This window comes from Streptomyces sp. YS-3, from assembly GCF_045257485.1.
Taxonomy (GTDB): domain Bacteria; phylum Actinomycetota; class Actinomycetes; order Streptomycetales; family Streptomycetaceae; genus Streptomyces.
In genome coordinates this window covers 1-16,731 of the sequence record NZ_JBJHPC010000099.1, presented here as the reverse complement: position 1 = coordinate 16,731, position 16,731 = coordinate 1, and the positions used below count along the sequence as shown (strand labels likewise).

15 protein-coding genes are annotated in these 16,731 nt (G+C 73.7%); 11 read left to right on the top strand and 4 right to left on the bottom strand.

Features of this window, described 5'->3' with window-relative positions; all coding sequences use genetic code 11:
• A partial coding sequence (mltG, locus tag ACJA3G_RS11760; protein WP_406552870.1) for an endolytic transglycosylase MltG occupies window positions 1-688 on the top strand: 688 nt, incomplete at its 5' end.
• A 64-nt stretch (window positions 689-752) separates the two neighbouring features.
• Here the strand turns inward: mltG and ACJA3G_RS11755 are convergent.
• A complete protein-coding gene (locus ACJA3G_RS11755; protein WP_406552869.1) occupies window positions 753-1,838 on the bottom strand; it encodes an NAD(P)-binding domain-containing protein in 1,086 nt (361 codons plus the stop codon).
• 99 nt (window positions 1,839-1,937) lie between these two features.
• Between ACJA3G_RS11755 and ACJA3G_RS11750 the strand changes: the two genes are divergently transcribed.
• On the top strand, window positions 1,938-2,357 hold the full coding sequence (locus tag ACJA3G_RS11750; RefSeq protein WP_406552868.1) for a YjbQ family protein: 420 nt from the start codon (window positions 1,938-1,940) through the stop codon (window positions 2,355-2,357).
• On the opposite strand, the gene ACJA3G_RS11745 is transcribed toward ACJA3G_RS11750, so the two are convergent.
• The gene (locus ACJA3G_RS11745) at window positions 2,341-2,967 is read right to left on the bottom strand and encodes a TetR/AcrR family transcriptional regulator (protein ID WP_406552867.1); all 627 of its coding nucleotides are present in this window, start codon (window positions 2,965-2,967) and stop codon (window positions 2,341-2,343) included. The two genes, ACJA3G_RS11750 and ACJA3G_RS11745, sit on opposite strands and share 17 nt — an antisense overlap.
• A 242-nt stretch (window positions 2,968-3,209) precedes the next feature.
• Here ACJA3G_RS11745 and ACJA3G_RS11740 point away from each other — a divergent pair, with 242 nt between their 5' ends.
• The 8 genes from ACJA3G_RS11740 (at window position 3,210) to ACJA3G_RS11705 (ending at window position 11,559) form a co-directional block, all read left to right on the top strand.
• Window positions 3,210-3,773, top strand: a complete 564-nt coding sequence (locus tag ACJA3G_RS11740) for a (2Fe-2S)-binding protein (protein ID WP_406552866.1) — start codon at window positions 3,210-3,212, stop codon at window positions 3,771-3,773.
• A complete protein-coding gene (locus ACJA3G_RS11735) occupies window positions 3,770-4,762 on the top strand; it encodes an FAD binding domain-containing protein (RefSeq protein ID WP_406552865.1) in 993 nt (330 codons plus the stop codon). Before ACJA3G_RS11740 ends, ACJA3G_RS11735 begins: the two co-directional genes overlap by 4 nt.
• Complete coding sequence (locus tag ACJA3G_RS11730; RefSeq protein WP_406552864.1) at window positions 4,759-6,900, top strand: xanthine dehydrogenase family protein molybdopterin-binding subunit; 2,142 nt, start codon at window positions 4,759-4,761, stop codon at window positions 6,898-6,900. Before ACJA3G_RS11735 ends, ACJA3G_RS11730 begins: the two co-directional genes overlap by 4 nt.
• On the top strand, window positions 6,893-8,080 hold the full coding sequence (locus ACJA3G_RS11725) for an XdhC family protein (RefSeq protein WP_406552863.1): 1,188 nt from the start codon (window positions 6,893-6,895) through the stop codon (window positions 8,078-8,080). The genes ACJA3G_RS11730 and ACJA3G_RS11725 overlap by 8 nt, the downstream gene beginning before the upstream one ends.
• Before the next feature lie 82 nt (window positions 8,081-8,162).
• Window positions 8,163-8,735 carry a toxin gene (locus tag ACJA3G_RS11720; protein WP_406552862.1) on the top strand — a complete coding sequence of 191 codons (573 nt, stop codon included), beginning with the start codon at window positions 8,163-8,165 and terminating at the stop codon, window positions 8,733-8,735.
• Between the two features lie 24 nt (window positions 8,736-8,759).
• Entirely contained in the window at window positions 8,760-9,974 is a 1,215-nt protein-coding gene (locus tag ACJA3G_RS11715; RefSeq protein ID WP_406552861.1) for an MAB_1171c family putative transporter, read from the top strand.
• The gene (locus ACJA3G_RS11710; RefSeq protein ID WP_406552860.1) at window positions 9,971-10,993 is read left to right on the top strand and encodes a DNA-binding protein; all 1,023 of its coding nucleotides are present in this window, start codon (window positions 9,971-9,973) and stop codon (window positions 10,991-10,993) included. Before ACJA3G_RS11715 ends, ACJA3G_RS11710 begins: the two co-directional genes overlap by 4 nt.
• 86 nt (window positions 10,994-11,079) lie before the next feature.
• On the top strand, window positions 11,080-11,559 hold the full coding sequence (locus ACJA3G_RS11705) for a DUF3574 domain-containing protein (protein WP_406552859.1): 480 nt from the start codon (window positions 11,080-11,082) through the stop codon (window positions 11,557-11,559).
• 16 nt (window positions 11,560-11,575) lie between these two features.
• Here ACJA3G_RS11705 and ACJA3G_RS11700 read toward each other — a convergent pair whose 3' ends face one another.
• Both ACJA3G_RS11700 and ACJA3G_RS11695 read right to left on the bottom strand, forming a co-directional pair.
• Complete coding sequence (locus ACJA3G_RS11700; protein WP_406552858.1) at window positions 11,576-14,416, bottom strand: NHLP bacteriocin export ABC transporter permease/ATPase subunit; 2,841 nt, start codon at window positions 14,414-14,416, stop codon at window positions 11,576-11,578.
• A 1-nt stretch (window position 14,417) separates the two neighbouring features.
• The gene (locus ACJA3G_RS11695) at window positions 14,418-16,535 is read right to left on the bottom strand and encodes an NHLP family bacteriocin export ABC transporter peptidase/permease/ATPase subunit (RefSeq protein WP_406552871.1); all 2,118 of its coding nucleotides are present in this window, start codon (window positions 16,533-16,535) and stop codon (window positions 14,418-14,420) included.
• 10 nt (window positions 16,536-16,545) lie between these two features.
• Here ACJA3G_RS11695 and ACJA3G_RS11690 point away from each other — a divergent pair.
• A partial coding sequence (locus ACJA3G_RS11690; protein WP_406552857.1) for a cysteine peptidase family C39 domain-containing protein occupies window positions 16,546-16,731 on the top strand: 186 nt, incomplete at its 3' end.

Here is a 16,731-nt window from a genome sequence, read left to right as displayed (position 1 = left end):
GCCCCTGGCCGTCCCGGAGGGCTGGCGGGCCGGGCAGGTGTACGCGGCGGTCGACAGGCGCCTCGGCGTGGCGGCGGGCACCACCCGCCGGGCGGCGTCAAAGACCCGGCTCGCCCTGCCGGCCGAGGCCAGGGGCAACCCCGAGGGCTACCTCTTCCCGGCCACCTATCCGGTGACCGGCAAGACGACTCCGGGCGGGCTGCTCGCCCATATGGTCGACACCGCCAACCGGCGCCTCGACCAGGACCGCATCGGGGAAGCAGCGCGGCGCATGCGGATGACGGCCTATCAGACCGTGATCGTCGCCAGCATCGTGCAGGCCGAGGCCGACACCGTGCCCGACATGGGCAAGGTCTCCCGGGTCGTCCACAACCGGCTGGCCAAGGGCATGCCGCTGCAGATGGACTCGACGCTCAACTACGCCCTGAACCGTTCGACGCTGATGACCACGCACGCCGACACCCGCACCGACAGCCCGTACAACACCTACGCGCGCGGTGGTCTGCCGCCGACCCCGATCGGCAACCCCGGACGGCAGGCACTGAAGGCGGCGATCGCGCCGCCGCCGGGGGACTGGCTGTACTTCGTCACGGTGGCCCCGGGGGACACCCGCTTCACGGCCGACTACGCGGAACAGCAGCGGAACGTGAGGGAGTTCAACAGGACCCGGACCACGACGTCCGGTTAGACCCGGCCCGGCGGTCCTGGCGGCGCCGGGATGCGCGCCCAGCCCAGGACGGCAGCCGCACCCATCACGCCACTTCCAGCGGCGGAGCGCTCAGCAATGCCCTGATCTCCCGAACGGCCGCGCGACCGGCACGGTTCGCCCCGATCGTGGACGCGGAGGGCCCGTAGCCGACGAGATGCACGCGCTCGTCCCTGACGGCGCGAGTGCCGTCGATCTGTATGCCGCCACCGGGCGTACGCAGCTTCAGCGGGGCCAGATGGTCGATCACGGGCCGAAACCCGGTGGCCCAGAGGATGACGTCCGCGTCCACGACCCGCCCGTCGTCCCACGCCACCCCGCTCGGCGTGATCCGGTCGAACATCGGCAGCCGCTCCAGCACACCGCTCTCGCGCGCCGCGCGGATCGCGTCGTTGAGCGGCAGCCCCGTCACCGACACCACGCTCCGCGGCGCCAGCCCCTGCCGTACGCGCTCCTCGACCATCGCGACCGCGGCCCGCCCCCACTCCTCGGTGAACGGGCCCTCCCGGAAGACGGGCGGGCGGCGGGTCACCCAGGTCGTGGCGGCGGCGTACTCCGCGATCTCCATCAGATGCTGGGTGCCGGAGGCGCCCCCGCCCACCACGACCACCCGCTGACCCGCGAACTCCTCCGGTCCCGGATAGTTCGCGGTGTGCAGCTGACGCCCCCGGAAGGTCTCCTGGCCCGGGTAGCGGGGCCAGAACGGCCGGTCCCAGGTGCCGGTGGCGTTGATCAGGGCGCGGGCGGCGTATCGGCCCTCGGACGTCTCGACGCGCAGCCGCCCGCCCTCGCCCTCCCGTACGGCGCTCACGTCCACCGGCCGGTGCACCCGCAGTCCGAAGGCGTCCTCGTAGTCGGCGAAGTACCGCGCGATCACCGCGGAGGAGGGGCGGTCGGGGTCCGCGCCGGTCAGCTCCATCCCGGGCAGCGCGTGCATCCCGTGCACCTTGCCGTACGTCAGCGAGGGCCAGCGGAACTGCCAGGCGCCGCCCGGCCGGGGGGCGTGGTCGAGTACCACGAAGTCGCGGTCCGGCTCGAAACCGGCCCGGCGCAGATGGTAGGCGCCGGACAGGCCCGCCTGCCCGGCGCCGATGACCACCACGTCCACGTCCCGCGCCTCGAAGTCGTTCACGGTTCTGCCAACCAAGAGGGGTGCGGGGATCTTCCCCGGGGAGCCACGCCGTGTCCCGCCGGATGCGCGTTCTCGCCCGAGGGGCGCGAGGATGGGGCCATGTCCGTCTTCACCACGCGCGTTCTGCGCCTCACCACAGGCACGGCCGAGACCGTGACCGATCTGACCCGGGAGTGCGAGAGCTTCCTCCGCGAGGCCGCCGGCGGCGGCGACGGCCTCCTGAACATCTTCGTGCCGCACGCCACGGCCGGGATCGCCGTCCTGGAGACCGGCGCGGGCAGCGACGACGACCTGCTGGCCGCGCTGCACACGCTCCTCCCGGCCGACGACCGCTGGCAGCACCGGCACGGCAGCCCCGGCCACGGCCGCGACCATGTGCTGCCCGCGCTGGTGCCGCCGCACGCCACGCTGCCCGTCGTCGCCGGGCGGCTGGAGCTGGGGACCTGGCAGTCGGTGTGCCTGGTCGACACGAACAAGGACAACCCGGACCGGCAGGTGCGGCTCAGCTTCCTCGGTTAGCGCCGCCGCGCTGGGCGCGCGCCCCCGGCGCCCCCGCCCGCAGTCCGTCCATGACCAGGTCGAGGAGGCGGCCGGCGCGGGCCTGCCAGTCGCTGTGCGGATCGATCTGCCAGAGGCCGGCGATGGCGAGCATGAAGTCGTCGGGGGTCACGCCCGGGCGGATGGTCCCCGCCTCCTCGTTCGCGTCGAGGAGCAGCGTGACCGCCGCGGTCATCGGGCCGTGGCCGAGCCCGGCCAGTGTGCCGCGCGCGGTGGCCTTGCGCATCGCGTCCGCGAGGCCCGCCTTCGCCATCGCGTACTGGGCGAGGCGGTCCATCCACTCGCGCAGGGCCCGGTCCGGAGTGCGGGTCAGCAGGAGCTGGGCCGCGGTCTCGGCGACCTGCTGCACCTCGTACCGGTAGACCTCCAGGACCAGCGCCTCGCGGTGGGGGAAGTGCCGGTAGAACGTCCCCTGCCCGACCCCCGCCTTCTTGGCGATCGCGCTCAGCGGGGCGTCGGCCGAGCGGGTCAGCTCGGCGAGCGCCACCTCCAGGATGCGCTCGCGGTTGCGCTGCGCGTCCGAGCGCAACGGCGTGTCTCGGCCCACCGGGGTCCCCTTCTTCTGTCGCACCCGTCCTCCCTCCGCGTGCGCGGGCGCCGGGCGGACGATCCCAGCGGATTCGGCTCTTGTTAAACGGACAGCTGTCCGTTAGGTTCGGAGGCTAACGGACACCTGTCCGTTTAGGTCCACCATAGCGGCAGACACGGCCGGAGTGGACGGCCGGCGCACGCCCGACCGGCCTCTCGCCCGCCGCGCCCCGCGGATTCCCGATGGACGGCGCTTCGCCTCAACCACGCGAGAGAAGGCTGCTCATGACCCCATCGACGTCCAGCGCCATCACCCTCCACATCAACGGCGAGAAGTACCCGCTGCCCGTCGACCACCGCACCACGCTGCTCGACGCCCTGCGGGAGCGCCTCGACCTGACCGGCACCAAGAAGGGATGCGACCAGGGGCAGTGCGGGGCGTGCACCGTCCTGGTGGACGGACGCCGTGCCCTCGCCTGCCTCCAGCTCGCGGTGGCCGCCGAGGGGCGCGAGATCACCACCATCGAGGGCCTGGCGGACGGCGACCGGCTCCATCCCGTACAGCAGGCCTTCCTCGACCTCGACGGCTACCAGTGCGGCTACTGCACCCCCGGGCAGATCTGTTCGGCCATCGCCGTGATCGAGGAGCACGCGGCGGGGTGGCCGAGCGCGGTGACCGCCGATGTGCGGCCCGACGCCGGGGCTCCGGAGCTGACCGCCGAGGAGATCCGCGAGCGCATGAGCGGCAACCTGTGCCGCTGCGGCGCCTATGTGTCGATCGTGGAAGCGGTGGCGCGGGCCGCCGGGGCCACCCAGGGCGGGACGGCCGGGACGGAGGCGGTGGCATGAGGGAGTTCGCCTACCGGCGCGCGGCCGACGTTCCGGGCGCGGTGGCGCTGCTCGGCACCGACCCCGAGGCGCGTTTCCTCGGCGGTGGCACCAACCTCGTCGACCTGATGAAGTCCGGCGTGGAGCGGCCCGCGCTCCTCGTCGACGTGACCGAACTGCCCCTCGACCGGATCGAGACCACCGAGGACGGCGGGCTGCGCATCGGCGCGACCGTCACCAACAGCGACCTCGCCGCCCACCCCGAAGTGCGGCTCCGCTATCCGGCGTTGGCGCAGGCGGTCCTCGCCGGCGCCTCCGGCCAGCTGCGCAACATGGCCACCGTCGGCGGCAACCTCCTCCAGCGCACCCGGTGCGGCTACTTCACCGACCTGGCCGCCCCCTGCAACAAGCGCGCCCCCGGCAGCGGCTGCTCCGCCGTCGAGGGCGAGCACCACAACCACGCGATCCTCGGCGCCTCCGCGCACTGCGTGGCCGTGCACCCCTCCGACATGGGAGTGGCGCTCGCCGCCTTCGACGCGGTCGTCTCCTACGAGACGGCCGACGGGCCCGGCGAGTTGCCGCTGGAGGCGTTCTACCTGCCGGTCGGTGACACCCCGCACCGGGAGACCGCGCTGCCCCCGGGTGCGCTGATCACGGCGGTGACACTGCCGCCCTCGCCGGTCGCCGCCCTCTCGCGCTACCGCAAGGTGCGCGAGCGCGCCTCGTACGCCTTCGCGATCGGTTCGATCGCCGCCGCCCTCGACCTGCGCGACGGCGTCGTCCACGACGTGCGCCTGGCGTTGGGGGCCGTGGCGTCCCGGCCGTGGCGGGCCCGTACCGCCGAGCGGGCGCTGACCGGGGGACCGGCGGACGCCGCCGCCTTCGCCTCGGCGGCCGACGCGGAGCTCGCGGCGGCGAAGGCGCTGCCCCACAACGGATACAAGGTGACGCTCACACGCAATCTCGTCGTGGCCGCGCTCACCGAACTCGCCGAGGAGGCCGCCCGATGACCACGACCACCGGACCCGCCCGGGTCACCGGCGCCGTCGGCACCGCCCACACCCGGGTGGAGGGCCGCGCCAAGGTCACCGGCGCGGCCCGCTACGCCGGGGAGATCCCCTTCGCCGACCTCGCCCACGGCTGGCTGGTGGTGTCCACCGTCGCGCGCGGCAGCGTCCGCGCCGTTGAGAGCGGCCCGGTCCTCGCCATGCCGGGCGTCCTGGCCGTACTGCACCACGGCAACGCGCCGCGCGTCGACGCCGGTTACGTGGGCCTGCTGGGGCGGCCCGACCCGATCGTCGGCCTCTTCCAGAGCGACCGGGTGCCCTGTGCCGGCTGGCCGGTGGCGCTGGTCGTCGCCGAGACCTCCGAACAGGCCCGGGAGGCCGCCGAGGCACTGGTCGTCCGCTACGAGAAGGAGCCGCACGACGTCGCGTTCCTCCCGGACGGCCCCGGCGTCTACACCCCGGAGCCGCGCGAGACGATGGAGACGGACAAGGGGGACCTGGAGCGGGAACTCGCCGCGTCCGCCGTCGTCGTGGACGCGCGCTACACCACGCCGGAGGAGCACCACAATCCCATGGAGCCGCACGCGGCAACCGTCCGCTGGGACGGCGGCCGGCTGGAGGTGTACGACTCCAACCAGGGCAGCAAATGGGTGGCCGACGAGCTCGCCAAGCTGTTCTCGCTCGAACCCGCCTCCGTACGGGTGCTGTCCGAGCACATCGGCGGCGGCTTCGGCTCCAAGGGCCTGCGACCCCACCAGGTGGCCGCCGCGATGGCGGCGACCGTACTCCAGCGCCCGGTCCGCGTCGTCCTGACCCGGCGCCAGATGTTCTCGCTCATCGGCTACCGCAGCCCCACCGCCCACCACGTCCGGCTCGGCGCCGACGCCGACGGACGGCTGCGCGCCTTCGGGCACGAGGCGCGGAACGCCACCTCGACCGTCCATGAGTTCGTCGAGGCGAGCGCCACGTTCGGCCGGGTGATGTACGACGCCGCCGCGCACCGCACCGCCAACCGGCTCGTCCGGCTCGACGTGCCGACGCCGACCTGGATGCGCGCGCCGGGCGAGGCGCCCGGCTCGTTCGCGGTGGAGTCCGCGCTCGACGAGCTCGCCGAGCGGTGCGGCGTCGATCCCATCGCCCTGCGGGCCCGCAACGAACCCGCCGTCGGGCCCGTCTCCGGGCTGCCGTTCGCCGGGCGCGGTCTGCTCGCCTGCTTCGAGGAGGGCGCCCGGCGGTTCGGCTGGGCGGGGCGCGACCCGCGCCCCGGAGTGCGCCGCGAAGGGCGCTGGCTCCTGGGCACCGGCACCGCGGCGGCCACCTTCCCGGCGGGCGCCCGCCCCTCCACGGCGGCCGTGACGGCCGAGGCGGACGGCACCTTCACGGTACGGATCAGCGCGGCCGACATCGGCACGGGCGCCCGCACCGCGCTGACGCTGATCGCGGCGGACGCGCTGGAGACCGAGCCCGCCCGGGTCCGGGTCCGGATCGGGGACAGCGACTTCGGGCCGGCGATGGTGGCCGGCGGCTCGGCGGGCACCCGCTCCTGGGCCTGGGCGATCATGGCCGCCGCGGCCGGACTGCACGAGCAGCTCGCGCTCGGCGGCGACCTCCCGCCCGAGGGCCTCACGGTCCGCTCGGACACCTCCGCCGCGATCGCCGCGCTGCCCGAGAGGGAACGGCACTCCTACGGGGCGCAGTTCGCCGAGGTCGCCGTGGACCCCGCCACCGGCGAGGTCCGGGTCCGGCGGATGCTCGGGATCTTCGCGGCGGGCCGGATCGTCAACCCGCTCACCGCACGCGGCCAGTTGACCGGGGGGATGATCTGGGGCATCTCCATGGCGCTGCACGAGGAGGCGGTCCGCGACCGGGCCTCGGGCGCCCATGTCGGGCCGGACCTCGCGGGCTACCACTTCGCGGCGCACGCCGATGTCCCGCGGATCGAGGCGGACTGGGTGGACGACCCGGACGCGGACGACCCGGTGGGGATCAAGGGCATCGGGGAGATCGGGATCGTGGGGGCCGCGGCGGCGGTCGCCAACGCCGTCTGGCACGCGACCGGCGTCCGCCACCGCGATCTGCCCATCCGCCCCGGCCGGGTCCTCGCGGCCGGCGCCGGACCGGACGGGAGCCGGGGTGCTTGACCTCGCCGGGGAGCTGGACCGGTGGGCGCGGGAGGGCCGGGACTTCGCCGTGGCCACGGTGGTGGCCGTGGGCGGCAGCGCCCCGCGCGGTCCCGGCGCCGCGCTCGCCGTGGACGGCGACGGCACCGCCATCGGGTCGGTCTCCGGCGGCTGTGTGGAGGCGGCGGTCTACGACCTGTGCGTCCAGGCCCTCCAGGACGGCGAGGCGGTGCGCGAGCGGTTCGGCTACAGCGACGAGGACGCCTTCGCGGTCGGGCTGACCTGCGGCGGGGTCGTGGACGTCCTGGTCACGCCGGTGCGCGCGGACGCGCCGGACCGGGCGGTGGTCGAGGCCGCGCTCGCCGCCGCCGCCCGGCGCGGGACCGCGGCCCTCGCACGGGTGGTCGCGGGTCCGCCCGGACGGCTGGGCCGGGCCCTGTTCGTACGCCCCGACGGATCGTACGAAGGAAGCCTCGGCGGGCTTCCCGGCCTCGACCGCGCCGCGGCGGCCGAGGCGCGCGCCCTGCTGGACGCGGGGCGCACCGGGGAGTTCACCCTGACGGAGACGGGGGAGCGGTGCGGTGCGGACGGGCTCACCGTGTTCGTCGAGTCGAGCGTGCCGCCGCCGCGCATGATCGTGTTCGGTGCCGTGGACTTCGCCGCCGCCCTGGTGCGGGCGGGCACGTTCCTCGGCTACCGCGTCACCGTCTGCGACGCGCGTCCCGTCTTCGCCACCCGGGAGCGCTTCCCGGAGGCCGACGAGGTGGTGGTGGACTGGCCGCACCGGTATCTGCGCCGGACCCGGACCGACGGGCGCACGGTGGTGTGCGTGCTGACCCATGACGCCAAGTTCGACGTGCCCCTGCTGGAGACGGCGCTGCGGCTGCCGCTCGCCTTCGTCGGCGCGATGGGCTCGCGCCGCACCCACGAGGACCGCGACCGCCGGCTGCGCGAGATCGGCCTCACCGAGCGCGAACGGGCCCGGCTGCGCTCGCCGATCGGCCTCGACCTCGGCGCCCGGACCCCCGAGGAGACCGCGCTGTCCATCGCGGCCGAGATCGTCGCCGCGCGGCGGGGCGGCACCGGAGTCCCCCTCACGGGATCGTCCGCACCCATTCACCATGACCCGGGCGAAAGGGGCACCGGCGCTTTTCCGCCCCACCCGTCCGAAGGGAACTCACGGCAATCTTGTCCGAGTTGACCGTATGGCATCATGGCCGCATTGTCCGCGGGGATCAGGGGCCCTGCACCACGGGCTCGTTGAATCAGTGAGGGTCAATTCCGTGCTGCCTGACTCAGCGTTACCGTCAGCGGAGGACCGTCGGCGCAGGCGCCGTCTGAAAAAGGTCCGTCATACCTGTGAGGCGCTGCTCGCGCAGTGGGGCATGGAGCACGGTTGCGGCATCGAGGAACTGCACCGCTATCTCAGTGCGCAGAACCGGCGGCCGATCCATCTCATTCCGATGCCGTTCCCCGAGCGCCATCTCTTCGGCCTTTGGCTGAAAATGGACGACTTCGATGTCATCGCTTACGAGAAGGCCGCATCGCAATCACACAAAGAACACATCATCGCCCATGAGCTGGCGCATATCGCCTTCCAGCACCGGGGCTCGGTGAATTTCGACCGGACCGACGCGGGGCGGCTGTTCTCGGACGTGGAGCCGGGAGTGGTCCAGAGCATGCTGATGCGCTCGCGCTACAGCGACGACGAGGAGCAGGAGGCCGAGACGATGGCCTCGTTGATCCTGGCCCGGGCCACCAAGCGATGGCTCGAACCCGCCTGGGGCGTCCCGGACGAGGCCGCGGAGGTCGTCGCCCGGATCGAGAGCGGTGTGGGAAAGCCGGACAACGGATGACTGGCAACGGGTGACTGGCAACGGATGAACACTGTCTACGGATTGCTGGCGTGGACCTGCGCCCTCGGCGGCCTCGCGGCGTTCGCCTACCGGCTGCCGGATCTCCTGCGCAGAAAGCACGACACCGCCCTGTGGGCCCTGTGCACCTATTTCCTCTGTTCCGGGATCAGCTTCCTGGTCGACCTGGACGCCCTGCGGGTGCACATCTCGGCCCTCTTCGGACGCCCCAACGTCACTTCGCTCATCGTGCAGGTGGCGGTCGTCGTACTCACCGCCGCGCAGCAGGTCGTCCTGGTGTACTGGTCCTGCCCGCCCGAGGAGGCCCGGCTCCGGGCCCGGCGCCGGGTGCTGTTCTTCGGGGTCGCGCTCGGTGTGCTGGTGGCCGCGTCCATCGCCGTCGGCCCGGTGACGAAGTCCACGACGGCCACCTCGACGATCCTGCTCAGCATTCAGCACGGCGAATACGCGCTGTACATGTCGTTCTATCTGGTGCTCTGTGCCATCGGCCAATTCGAGACCGTCCGGCTCTCCCTGCGGTTCACCACGATGGCCAACCGGCAGTGGCTCAAGGTCGGCATGCGGACGGTGACGCTCGGCGCGAGCCTGATCCTGGTCTACTGCGTCACCCGGGGCATCCAGATCGCCGGCACCCGGATGCACTTCGACGGCTCCGCCCTCGACCCCGTGCAGTGGTCGTGCGGCAGCGTCGGGGCCCTGCTCCAGATCACCGGCTGGACCATCCCGTCCTGGGGCATCCACATCACCCGCGCGCTCGGCTGGCTGCGCAGCTACCGCTCGTATCTGCGGCTGCGACCGCTGTGGTGGGCGCTCTACCAGGCGTCGCCGGACATCGCGCTCGACCCGCCCCGCTCCTGGCCGCGCGATCTCATCCCGCCGCGCGACCTCCACTACAGCCTCTACCGGCGCGTCATCGAGATCCGCGACGGCCAGCTGACCCTTCGCACCTCGCTCTCCCTCGCCGAGTTCGCACGCGAGGCCCGCTCCCTCGACCTGCCCGAGGACCCCACCTCCCCGCTGGGCGAGGCGCTCCAGGTACGGGCCGTGCTGAGCCGTCCGCCCGAGGAGCGGGCCGAGCGGGCCGACGCCTCCGACATCCCCGCCCGGCCGCCGTACGAGGACTTCCGCGACGAGGTGGAGTGGCTGACCGAGGTCGCCTCGTCCTTCACCGCCCTCGCCCAGCGCCGCCCCCGGCGCGCCGAGGCCCGGGTCACCTCATGAACGGGCGAACGGCCCGGGCCTTCGCGGCCCGCGCGCAGGCGTGCGCGGGGCAGGGCGGGACCCGCCGCCCCGAGGGAACCCACGAGGACCCGGCCGCCCTGGTCCCCGTGGCCCTCGGCGCGATCAACGACCTGGTCGCCCTCGACGCCTCGCGCGGCGCCACGGCCGCCGTGCCCGCCGTGCGCGAGCTGCTGCGCCGTATCCCGCAGCTGTCGGCCCACCCCGCCCGGACGGGCGTCCGCGACCGGGATCTGCTCGCCGCCCTGGCCGAGTTGAGCGAGGTGATCGGCTGGATCCTCTTCGACGCGGGCCACTACCGGCGGGCCCGCCGGATGAACGCGCGCGCCCTCGCCCTCGCGGAGCTCTGCGGCGACCGGGGCACGGCCCGGCTGACCCTCCTCAACCACAGCATGCTGGAGGCCCACACCGGCCGTCCGGGGGCCGCGTTGGAGACGGCCTCGCGGGTGGCCGGGCCCCGGCCGCTGCCCGCCCTGGTGGACAGTCTCGTCCTGGTCCGCCGGGCGCACGCGACCGCCATGCTGGGCGGCGACCGCGAGGCCGTGGCCCTCGTCTCCCGCGCCCGCGACCGGTTCCTCGACGGCGGCTCCCGGAACGACCCGCCCTGGGCGTGGTGGATCGACCGGGCCGAACTCCTCGGCCACGAGGGCTGGGTGCTGTCCCGGCTCGGCGCCTGGCGACGGGCCGTCCCTCTGCTGTACGAGGCGACCACCGCGCCCGGCCCCTCCTACCGCCATCTGTTCACGGCGGAGCTCCTGGCGGCGCTGGCCGGGGCGCGGGCCTGGGGCGAGGCGGAGGCCCTGATCACGGAGCTCGCGCCCCGGGCCGGCGGGATCGGCTCCGTACGCACCACCGAGCGGCTCGGGGCCACGGCGGGCCGGCTGCTGGCGAGCCCCGGCGCCCCGCCGAACCTGCGGGACGCGGCGGCCTTCCTGCGGGAGTCGCTGCCCGGCCCGTCCGGCGGCCCGGACACCCCGGTCCCCCGGAACGATTCCGTCTGAGAACGGCCCCGTTCCGAGCACAGCCCTGTTCCGTGAACCATCCGTTCCGGGAACGGCCCCACCATCCGTCGACAGACAGGACCCGCATGCCGCACATTCGGATCTCCACGCCCGCCGCCGCCGCTCTGGTGGCGATCGCCCTCCTCTTCGCCACCGGGGGACCGGTGTCCGAGGTCGCCTACGGGACGGCTCCGCCCGCCACCGCGACCTCGCAGAGCGCCGCCGAAGGGCCCGGCAGTCCGCACATCGCCACGCACCTCTACTTCGGCACGGGCCGCCACCAGGGCAAACCGCCCATCACCGACGCCGAGTTCATGAAGTTCGTCGCCGACGTGGTCACCCCGCGCTTCCCCTCCGGCCTCACCCTCCAGGAGGGCCGCGGCCAGTGGCGCGACAAGGACGGCGACATCAACCGCGAGCGCAGTTACGAGCTGACGGTGCTGTATCCCGTCGCCGAGGCCCGCGCCCATGACCGCGACATCGAGTACATCCGGCGGCTGTACTGCACCCTGTACGAGCTGGAGTCCGTGGGCCGCGCCGACGTCCGCGCGCAGGCCAGCTTCTGAGCGACCCCGGCCGGGGTCACCGCAACTGCCGCCGCACCAGCTCGTGGAGCCGTCCGCCCGTGTCCGCCAGGAGCTCGGCGGGCGGCCCCTCCTGGACCACGCGCCCCTCGGACATCACGATCACGCGGTCGGCGTCCAGCACCGTGGAGAGCCGGTGGGCGATCACCACACGGGTGGCGTCCAGGGCGCGGGTGCTCTCGATGACGACCCGCTGGGTCTCGTTGTCGAGCGCGCTGGTCGCCTCGTCGAAGAAGAGGACGCGCGGGCGCCGCACCAGCGCCTGGGCGATCATCAGCCGCTGGCGCTGTCCGCCCGAGACCGCGCCGCCGTCCGCGATCATCGTGTGCAGCCCCATCGGCATCCGCTTGACGTCCTCGGCGAGCCCCGCCATGGCGACGGCCTCCCACACCTCCTCCAGGGTGAACGCCTCCGCGCCGCAGACGCACTCCAGGATCGACCCGCTGAGCGGCTGGGCGTTCTGCAGGACCACACCGCACTGGCGGCGCACGGCCGCCCGGTCGAGCGCGGCGAGGTCCTGCCCGTCGTACAGGACGCTGCCCGCGACCGGCCGGTCGAAGCCGATCAGCAGCCGCAGCAGCGTCGACTTGCCGCAGCCGCTGGGGCCGACGATCGCGACGAACTCGCCGGGCCGCACCTTCAGGGACACGTCGTCCAGGACCAGCGGGCCGTCGTCGGTGTAGCGGAAGGACAGGCCCCGGGCCTCGATCTCCCCGGACAGCGCGCCGGGCTGGGCGCCGGAGCCGCTGATCTCGGGCGCCTCGTCGAGCACCGGCTTGATCTGCTCGAACATCGGCAGCACGGCAGCCGCCGACAGGAACGCCCCGGTGAGCTGGGTGACCGAGGTGAGCACCATGGTCACGGAGGTGCTGAACGTCAGGAAGGCGCCGGCCGACAGCGATCCCCGGGCCGGTCCCGCGAGCAGCATGAACATCACCAGCGAACACAGCGGCAGATAGACGGCGTTGAGCACGGTCGTCAGGTTCTTGACGCGGTCCGCGCGCTGCTGGAGCTCCCGGCTGCGGGCGAACTCCCGCGCCCACGCCCCGTACGCGAAGCTCTCCGCCGCCGCGACCCGCAGCTTGGGCAGTCCGCGCAGGGTCTGGAACGCCTGGTTGTTGAGTTTGTTGCCCAGCTCGACCAGCCGGCGCTGCCAGCGCAGCTCCCAGACGCCGAGGGCGAGGAAGACCGCCGCGATCACGGCGAGCATCCCGAGCGCCGTCAGGGCGAGCGGAACGCTGAAGCAGAGCAGCAGCACCAGGTTCACCGCCCCGACCGTGCCCGCCTGGACGACGACCGGGGTCAGTCCCGACAGCACCCGGCGGATGGCGCTCACCCCCATCGCCGCGCTCGCCAGCTCACCGGTGGAGCGCTCGGTGAAGAACCGCGTCGGCAGCCTCAGCAGCCGGTCCCACACCGCGGGCTGGAGGGTGCTCTCGATCCGCCCCTCCATCCGCAGCAGGGTCAGGTTCTGCATCAGGGAGAAGGCAGCCGCGACCACCCCGCTGACGATGATCGCCAGCGAGACCTGGGCGATCAGTGAGGTCTGCGCCCCCGGTACGTACACCCCGAGCACCTGGCCGGTGGCCAGCGGCACCAGGGCGCCCAGACCCACCGTGACCAGCCCGGCGAGGACCAGGTTGCGCAGGTCGGCGCCGGTGCCGCGCAGCCCGAACCGCAGCAGCCCCCACTTGCCCAGCGGTGTTTCCGGCAGCGGCCGGTAGAACATGACGGCCCGCTCCTCGAACTCACCGGCGTTGGCCGCGCCGACCGGGGTGCGCCGGCCCGTCGCCGGGTTCACCGCCTCGTATCCGCCGCGCCGCCACAGCAGGGCGACCGGCGTTCCGCTCGCCGCCCTGCGGCCGACCAGCGGGCCCGCGTTCTCGCGCCACCAGCTGCCGTCCAGCCGGACCGGACGGCTGCGGACCCGGGAGGCGACCGCCACCCGCTCGACGGGGTCGATCCGCTCGCTCACCGCGCCCCCGAGGGACGGCTCGGTGAGGGTGATCCCGGCCGCGCGGGCGACGAGCGAGCACACCGCGTACGTGGTGTCGTCGCCCGCCCCGGCCGTCCGCGAGGGCGTCCTGCCGGGACGGCCGATGGAGGTCACCAGGGCCCGGTCGGCCTCCTCGCGGACGGCCTCGCCCGCCTTGATGCCGGCCGCCGTGCGGTCCTCGTGCGCCCGCTCCATCCGTTCGATCCAGCGGTCAAGGGCGGACAGCAGCCGATGCTGGCGGTTGACCATGCCCTGCCACAACGCCCCGTCGACCAGCAGGTCCCCGGCCGCCTCGGCGCTGAACGCGGCGCCGTACTGGACGCTGCCGGGGGAGACCGGCAGCCACAGGACGTCGTCGTCGGCCACCGGCTCCTCAAGGGTGGTCCGGCCGTCGAGCGGAGCCTCGAACAGCACGCGCTGGCCGCGCCCGACGCCGAGCGAGAAGGCGTGCTCCAGGAGGCTGAGGGTGCTGTCCCCGGTGTCGTAACTGCTGCCGTAGCCGCCCTCGTACGCCATCGCGTCCGCGCCGCGGTACAGCTCCCGCAGCGGGATCCGGCGCAGCACGCACGCGCGCAGCGGCCGGCCCACCAGGGTGTGCTGCGGGCCCTCGACCGGGCCGAGCAGAAGCGTGCCGGGTTCGAGGCGGCCCAGGAAGTGCCAGTGGCCCTGCGCCGCCGCGTCCACCGCGAACAGGTCCAGGGCGCCGCCCACGACCAGCCACAGCACCTGCGGACCCTCCAGGGAGAACCCCCGCAGCCCGGTGCAGTCGATCTCCTGGCCGAGGCCGCCGAACGCCGCGAGGACGGGGTCGTGGGCGGTGCCGGCAAGGCCGTTCAGGGTCACCTCAGTGCTCCTTGACCAGCTCGGCGTACGGACCGCCCGCCGCGAGCAGCTCCTCGTGGCGTCCGCGCTCGACGACCGACCCGTGGTCGAGGACCACGATCTCGTCGCTGTCGCGGACCGTGCTCAGCCGGTGGGCGATCACCACGCAGGCGCAGCCGCGCCGGCGCAGGTTGTCGATGATGATCTGCTCGGTCTCGGCGTCCAGGGCGCTGGTCACCTCGTCGAGCACCAGGACGCTGGGGCGGCGCACCAGCGCGCGGGCGATCTCCAGGCGCTGGCGCTGTCCGCCGGAGAAGTTGCGGCCGTCCTGCTCGACCCGGCCGTGGATACCGCCGGGCCGGCGGGCGACGACCTCGTGGAGCGCCGCGTCCCGCAGGGCGGCGACGACCGCCTCGTCCGGGATCGAGGGGTCCCACAGCGCCACGTTGTCCCGTACGGTCCCCTCGAAGAGGAAGACGTCCTGGTCGACGAAGGACACCGAGGCGGCGAGCGCGCTGCGGGGGATGTCCTCCAGGCGCTGTCCGTCGATACGGATGGTGCCCTCCCAGGGGGTGTAGAGCCCCGAGACCAGCCTGGACACCGTGGACTTGCCGCTGCCGGAACCCCCGACCAGGGCGACCTGCTGTCCGGGCCCCACCGAGAGCGAGAAGCCGGAGAGCAGCGGCGCGTCCAGCGGGCTGTAGCCGAAGGTGATGTTCTCCAGCGTGACGTGGCCCCGCAGCCTGCGGGTGCGGTCCGCCGGCTCGTCACGGGTGTACAGCGCGTCCACCGGGAAGTTCTCCACGTCCTTGAGCCGGGCCACGTCGGCCGCGAAGTCCTGGACGCGGCCCGCCACCGAGTTCAGCCGGGTGACCGGCGCCGTGAACCGTGTGACCAGCGCCTGGAACGCCACCAGCAGTCCCACCGACAGCTGCCCTTCGACCGCCCGCAGCCCGCCGATCCACAGGATGAGCGCGCTGTTGAGCGTGGCGAGCAGCGGGGCGACGATCCCCAGCCACGCGCTCGGCACGCCCAGGCGCTGCTGCTCCTCCAGCGTGGTCGCGTGCTGCCCCGCCCAGCGGCGGAAGTAGCCGTCCTCGCCGCCCGTCGCCTTCATCGTCTCGATCAACTGGAGGCCGGTGTACGAGGTGTTGGTCAGCCGGGCGCTGTCGGCCCGCAGCTTCTGCGTACGGGTGGCCCGCAGTCGTACCACCACACGCATCGCGACCACGTTGAGCAGCGCGATGCCCACGCCGATGACGGTGAGCTGCGGGTCGTAGGTCCACAGCAGGAAGGCGTAGAGGAGCACCACGACGCCGTCGACGGCCGCCGCGGTCAGGTCGCGGGCCAGGGTCTCGGCGACCGCGTCGTTGGACTGGAGCCGCTGGACGAGGTCGGCGGGGCTGCGCTGGGCGAAGAAGGTGACCGGCAGCCGCAGCAGGTGCCGGAAGAAGCGGGCGCCGCCGAGCGTCGAGGAGATCATCCGCCCGCGCAGCAGATTGGCCTGCTGGAGCCAGGTCAGCGCGGCGGTGAGCGCCACCGCCGCGCCCATGGCGGCGAACAGCGTGCCGAGCAGCGAGGTCTGCTCGCCGATCAGGAAGGTGTCGATGTACGTACGGCTCAGCGCGGGCAGCGCCGCGCCGACCGCCACCAGCAGCAGACTGGCGAGCAGGGCGACCAGCATGGTGCCGGTGGTGCCGCGCAGCCGCGTCGGCAGCGCGCCCAGCACCCCGGGCCTGCGACCGCCGCGCCGGAACCCGGCACCGGGTTCGAGGACGAGGACGACGCCGGTGAAGCTGGTGTCGAAGTCCTCGGCGGGCACGAACCGGCGGCCCTTGTCGGGATCGTTGATGTACACACCGCGCCGCCCGAAGCGGCGGCCCATGCCGTCGTAGACGACGTAGTGGTTGAACTCCCAGAACAGGATGGCCGGGGCCGGCACCTCCGCCAGCGCGGCGGGCTCCATCTGCATGCCCTTGGCCGTGAGCCCGTAACCGCGGGCGGCCTTGAGGACGTTGCTGGCCCGCGAGCCGTCGCGGGAGACGCCGCAGGCGATGCGCAGCTCCTCCAGCGGCACATGGCGGCCGTGGTGCGCGAGCACCATCGCCAGCGAGGCGGCGCCGCACTCCAGGGCCTCCATCTGGAGGACGGTGGGGCTGCGCACGGCCCTCGCCCGCTTCGCCCTCGGCGCCGCCTCGCTGGCGATGGTGCTCGCGCACCACGGCCGCCATGTGCCGCTGGAGGAGCTGCGCATCGCCTGCGGCGTCTCCCGCGACGGCTCGCGGGCCAGCAACGTCCTCAAGGCCGCCCGCGGTTACGGGCTCACGGCCAAGGGC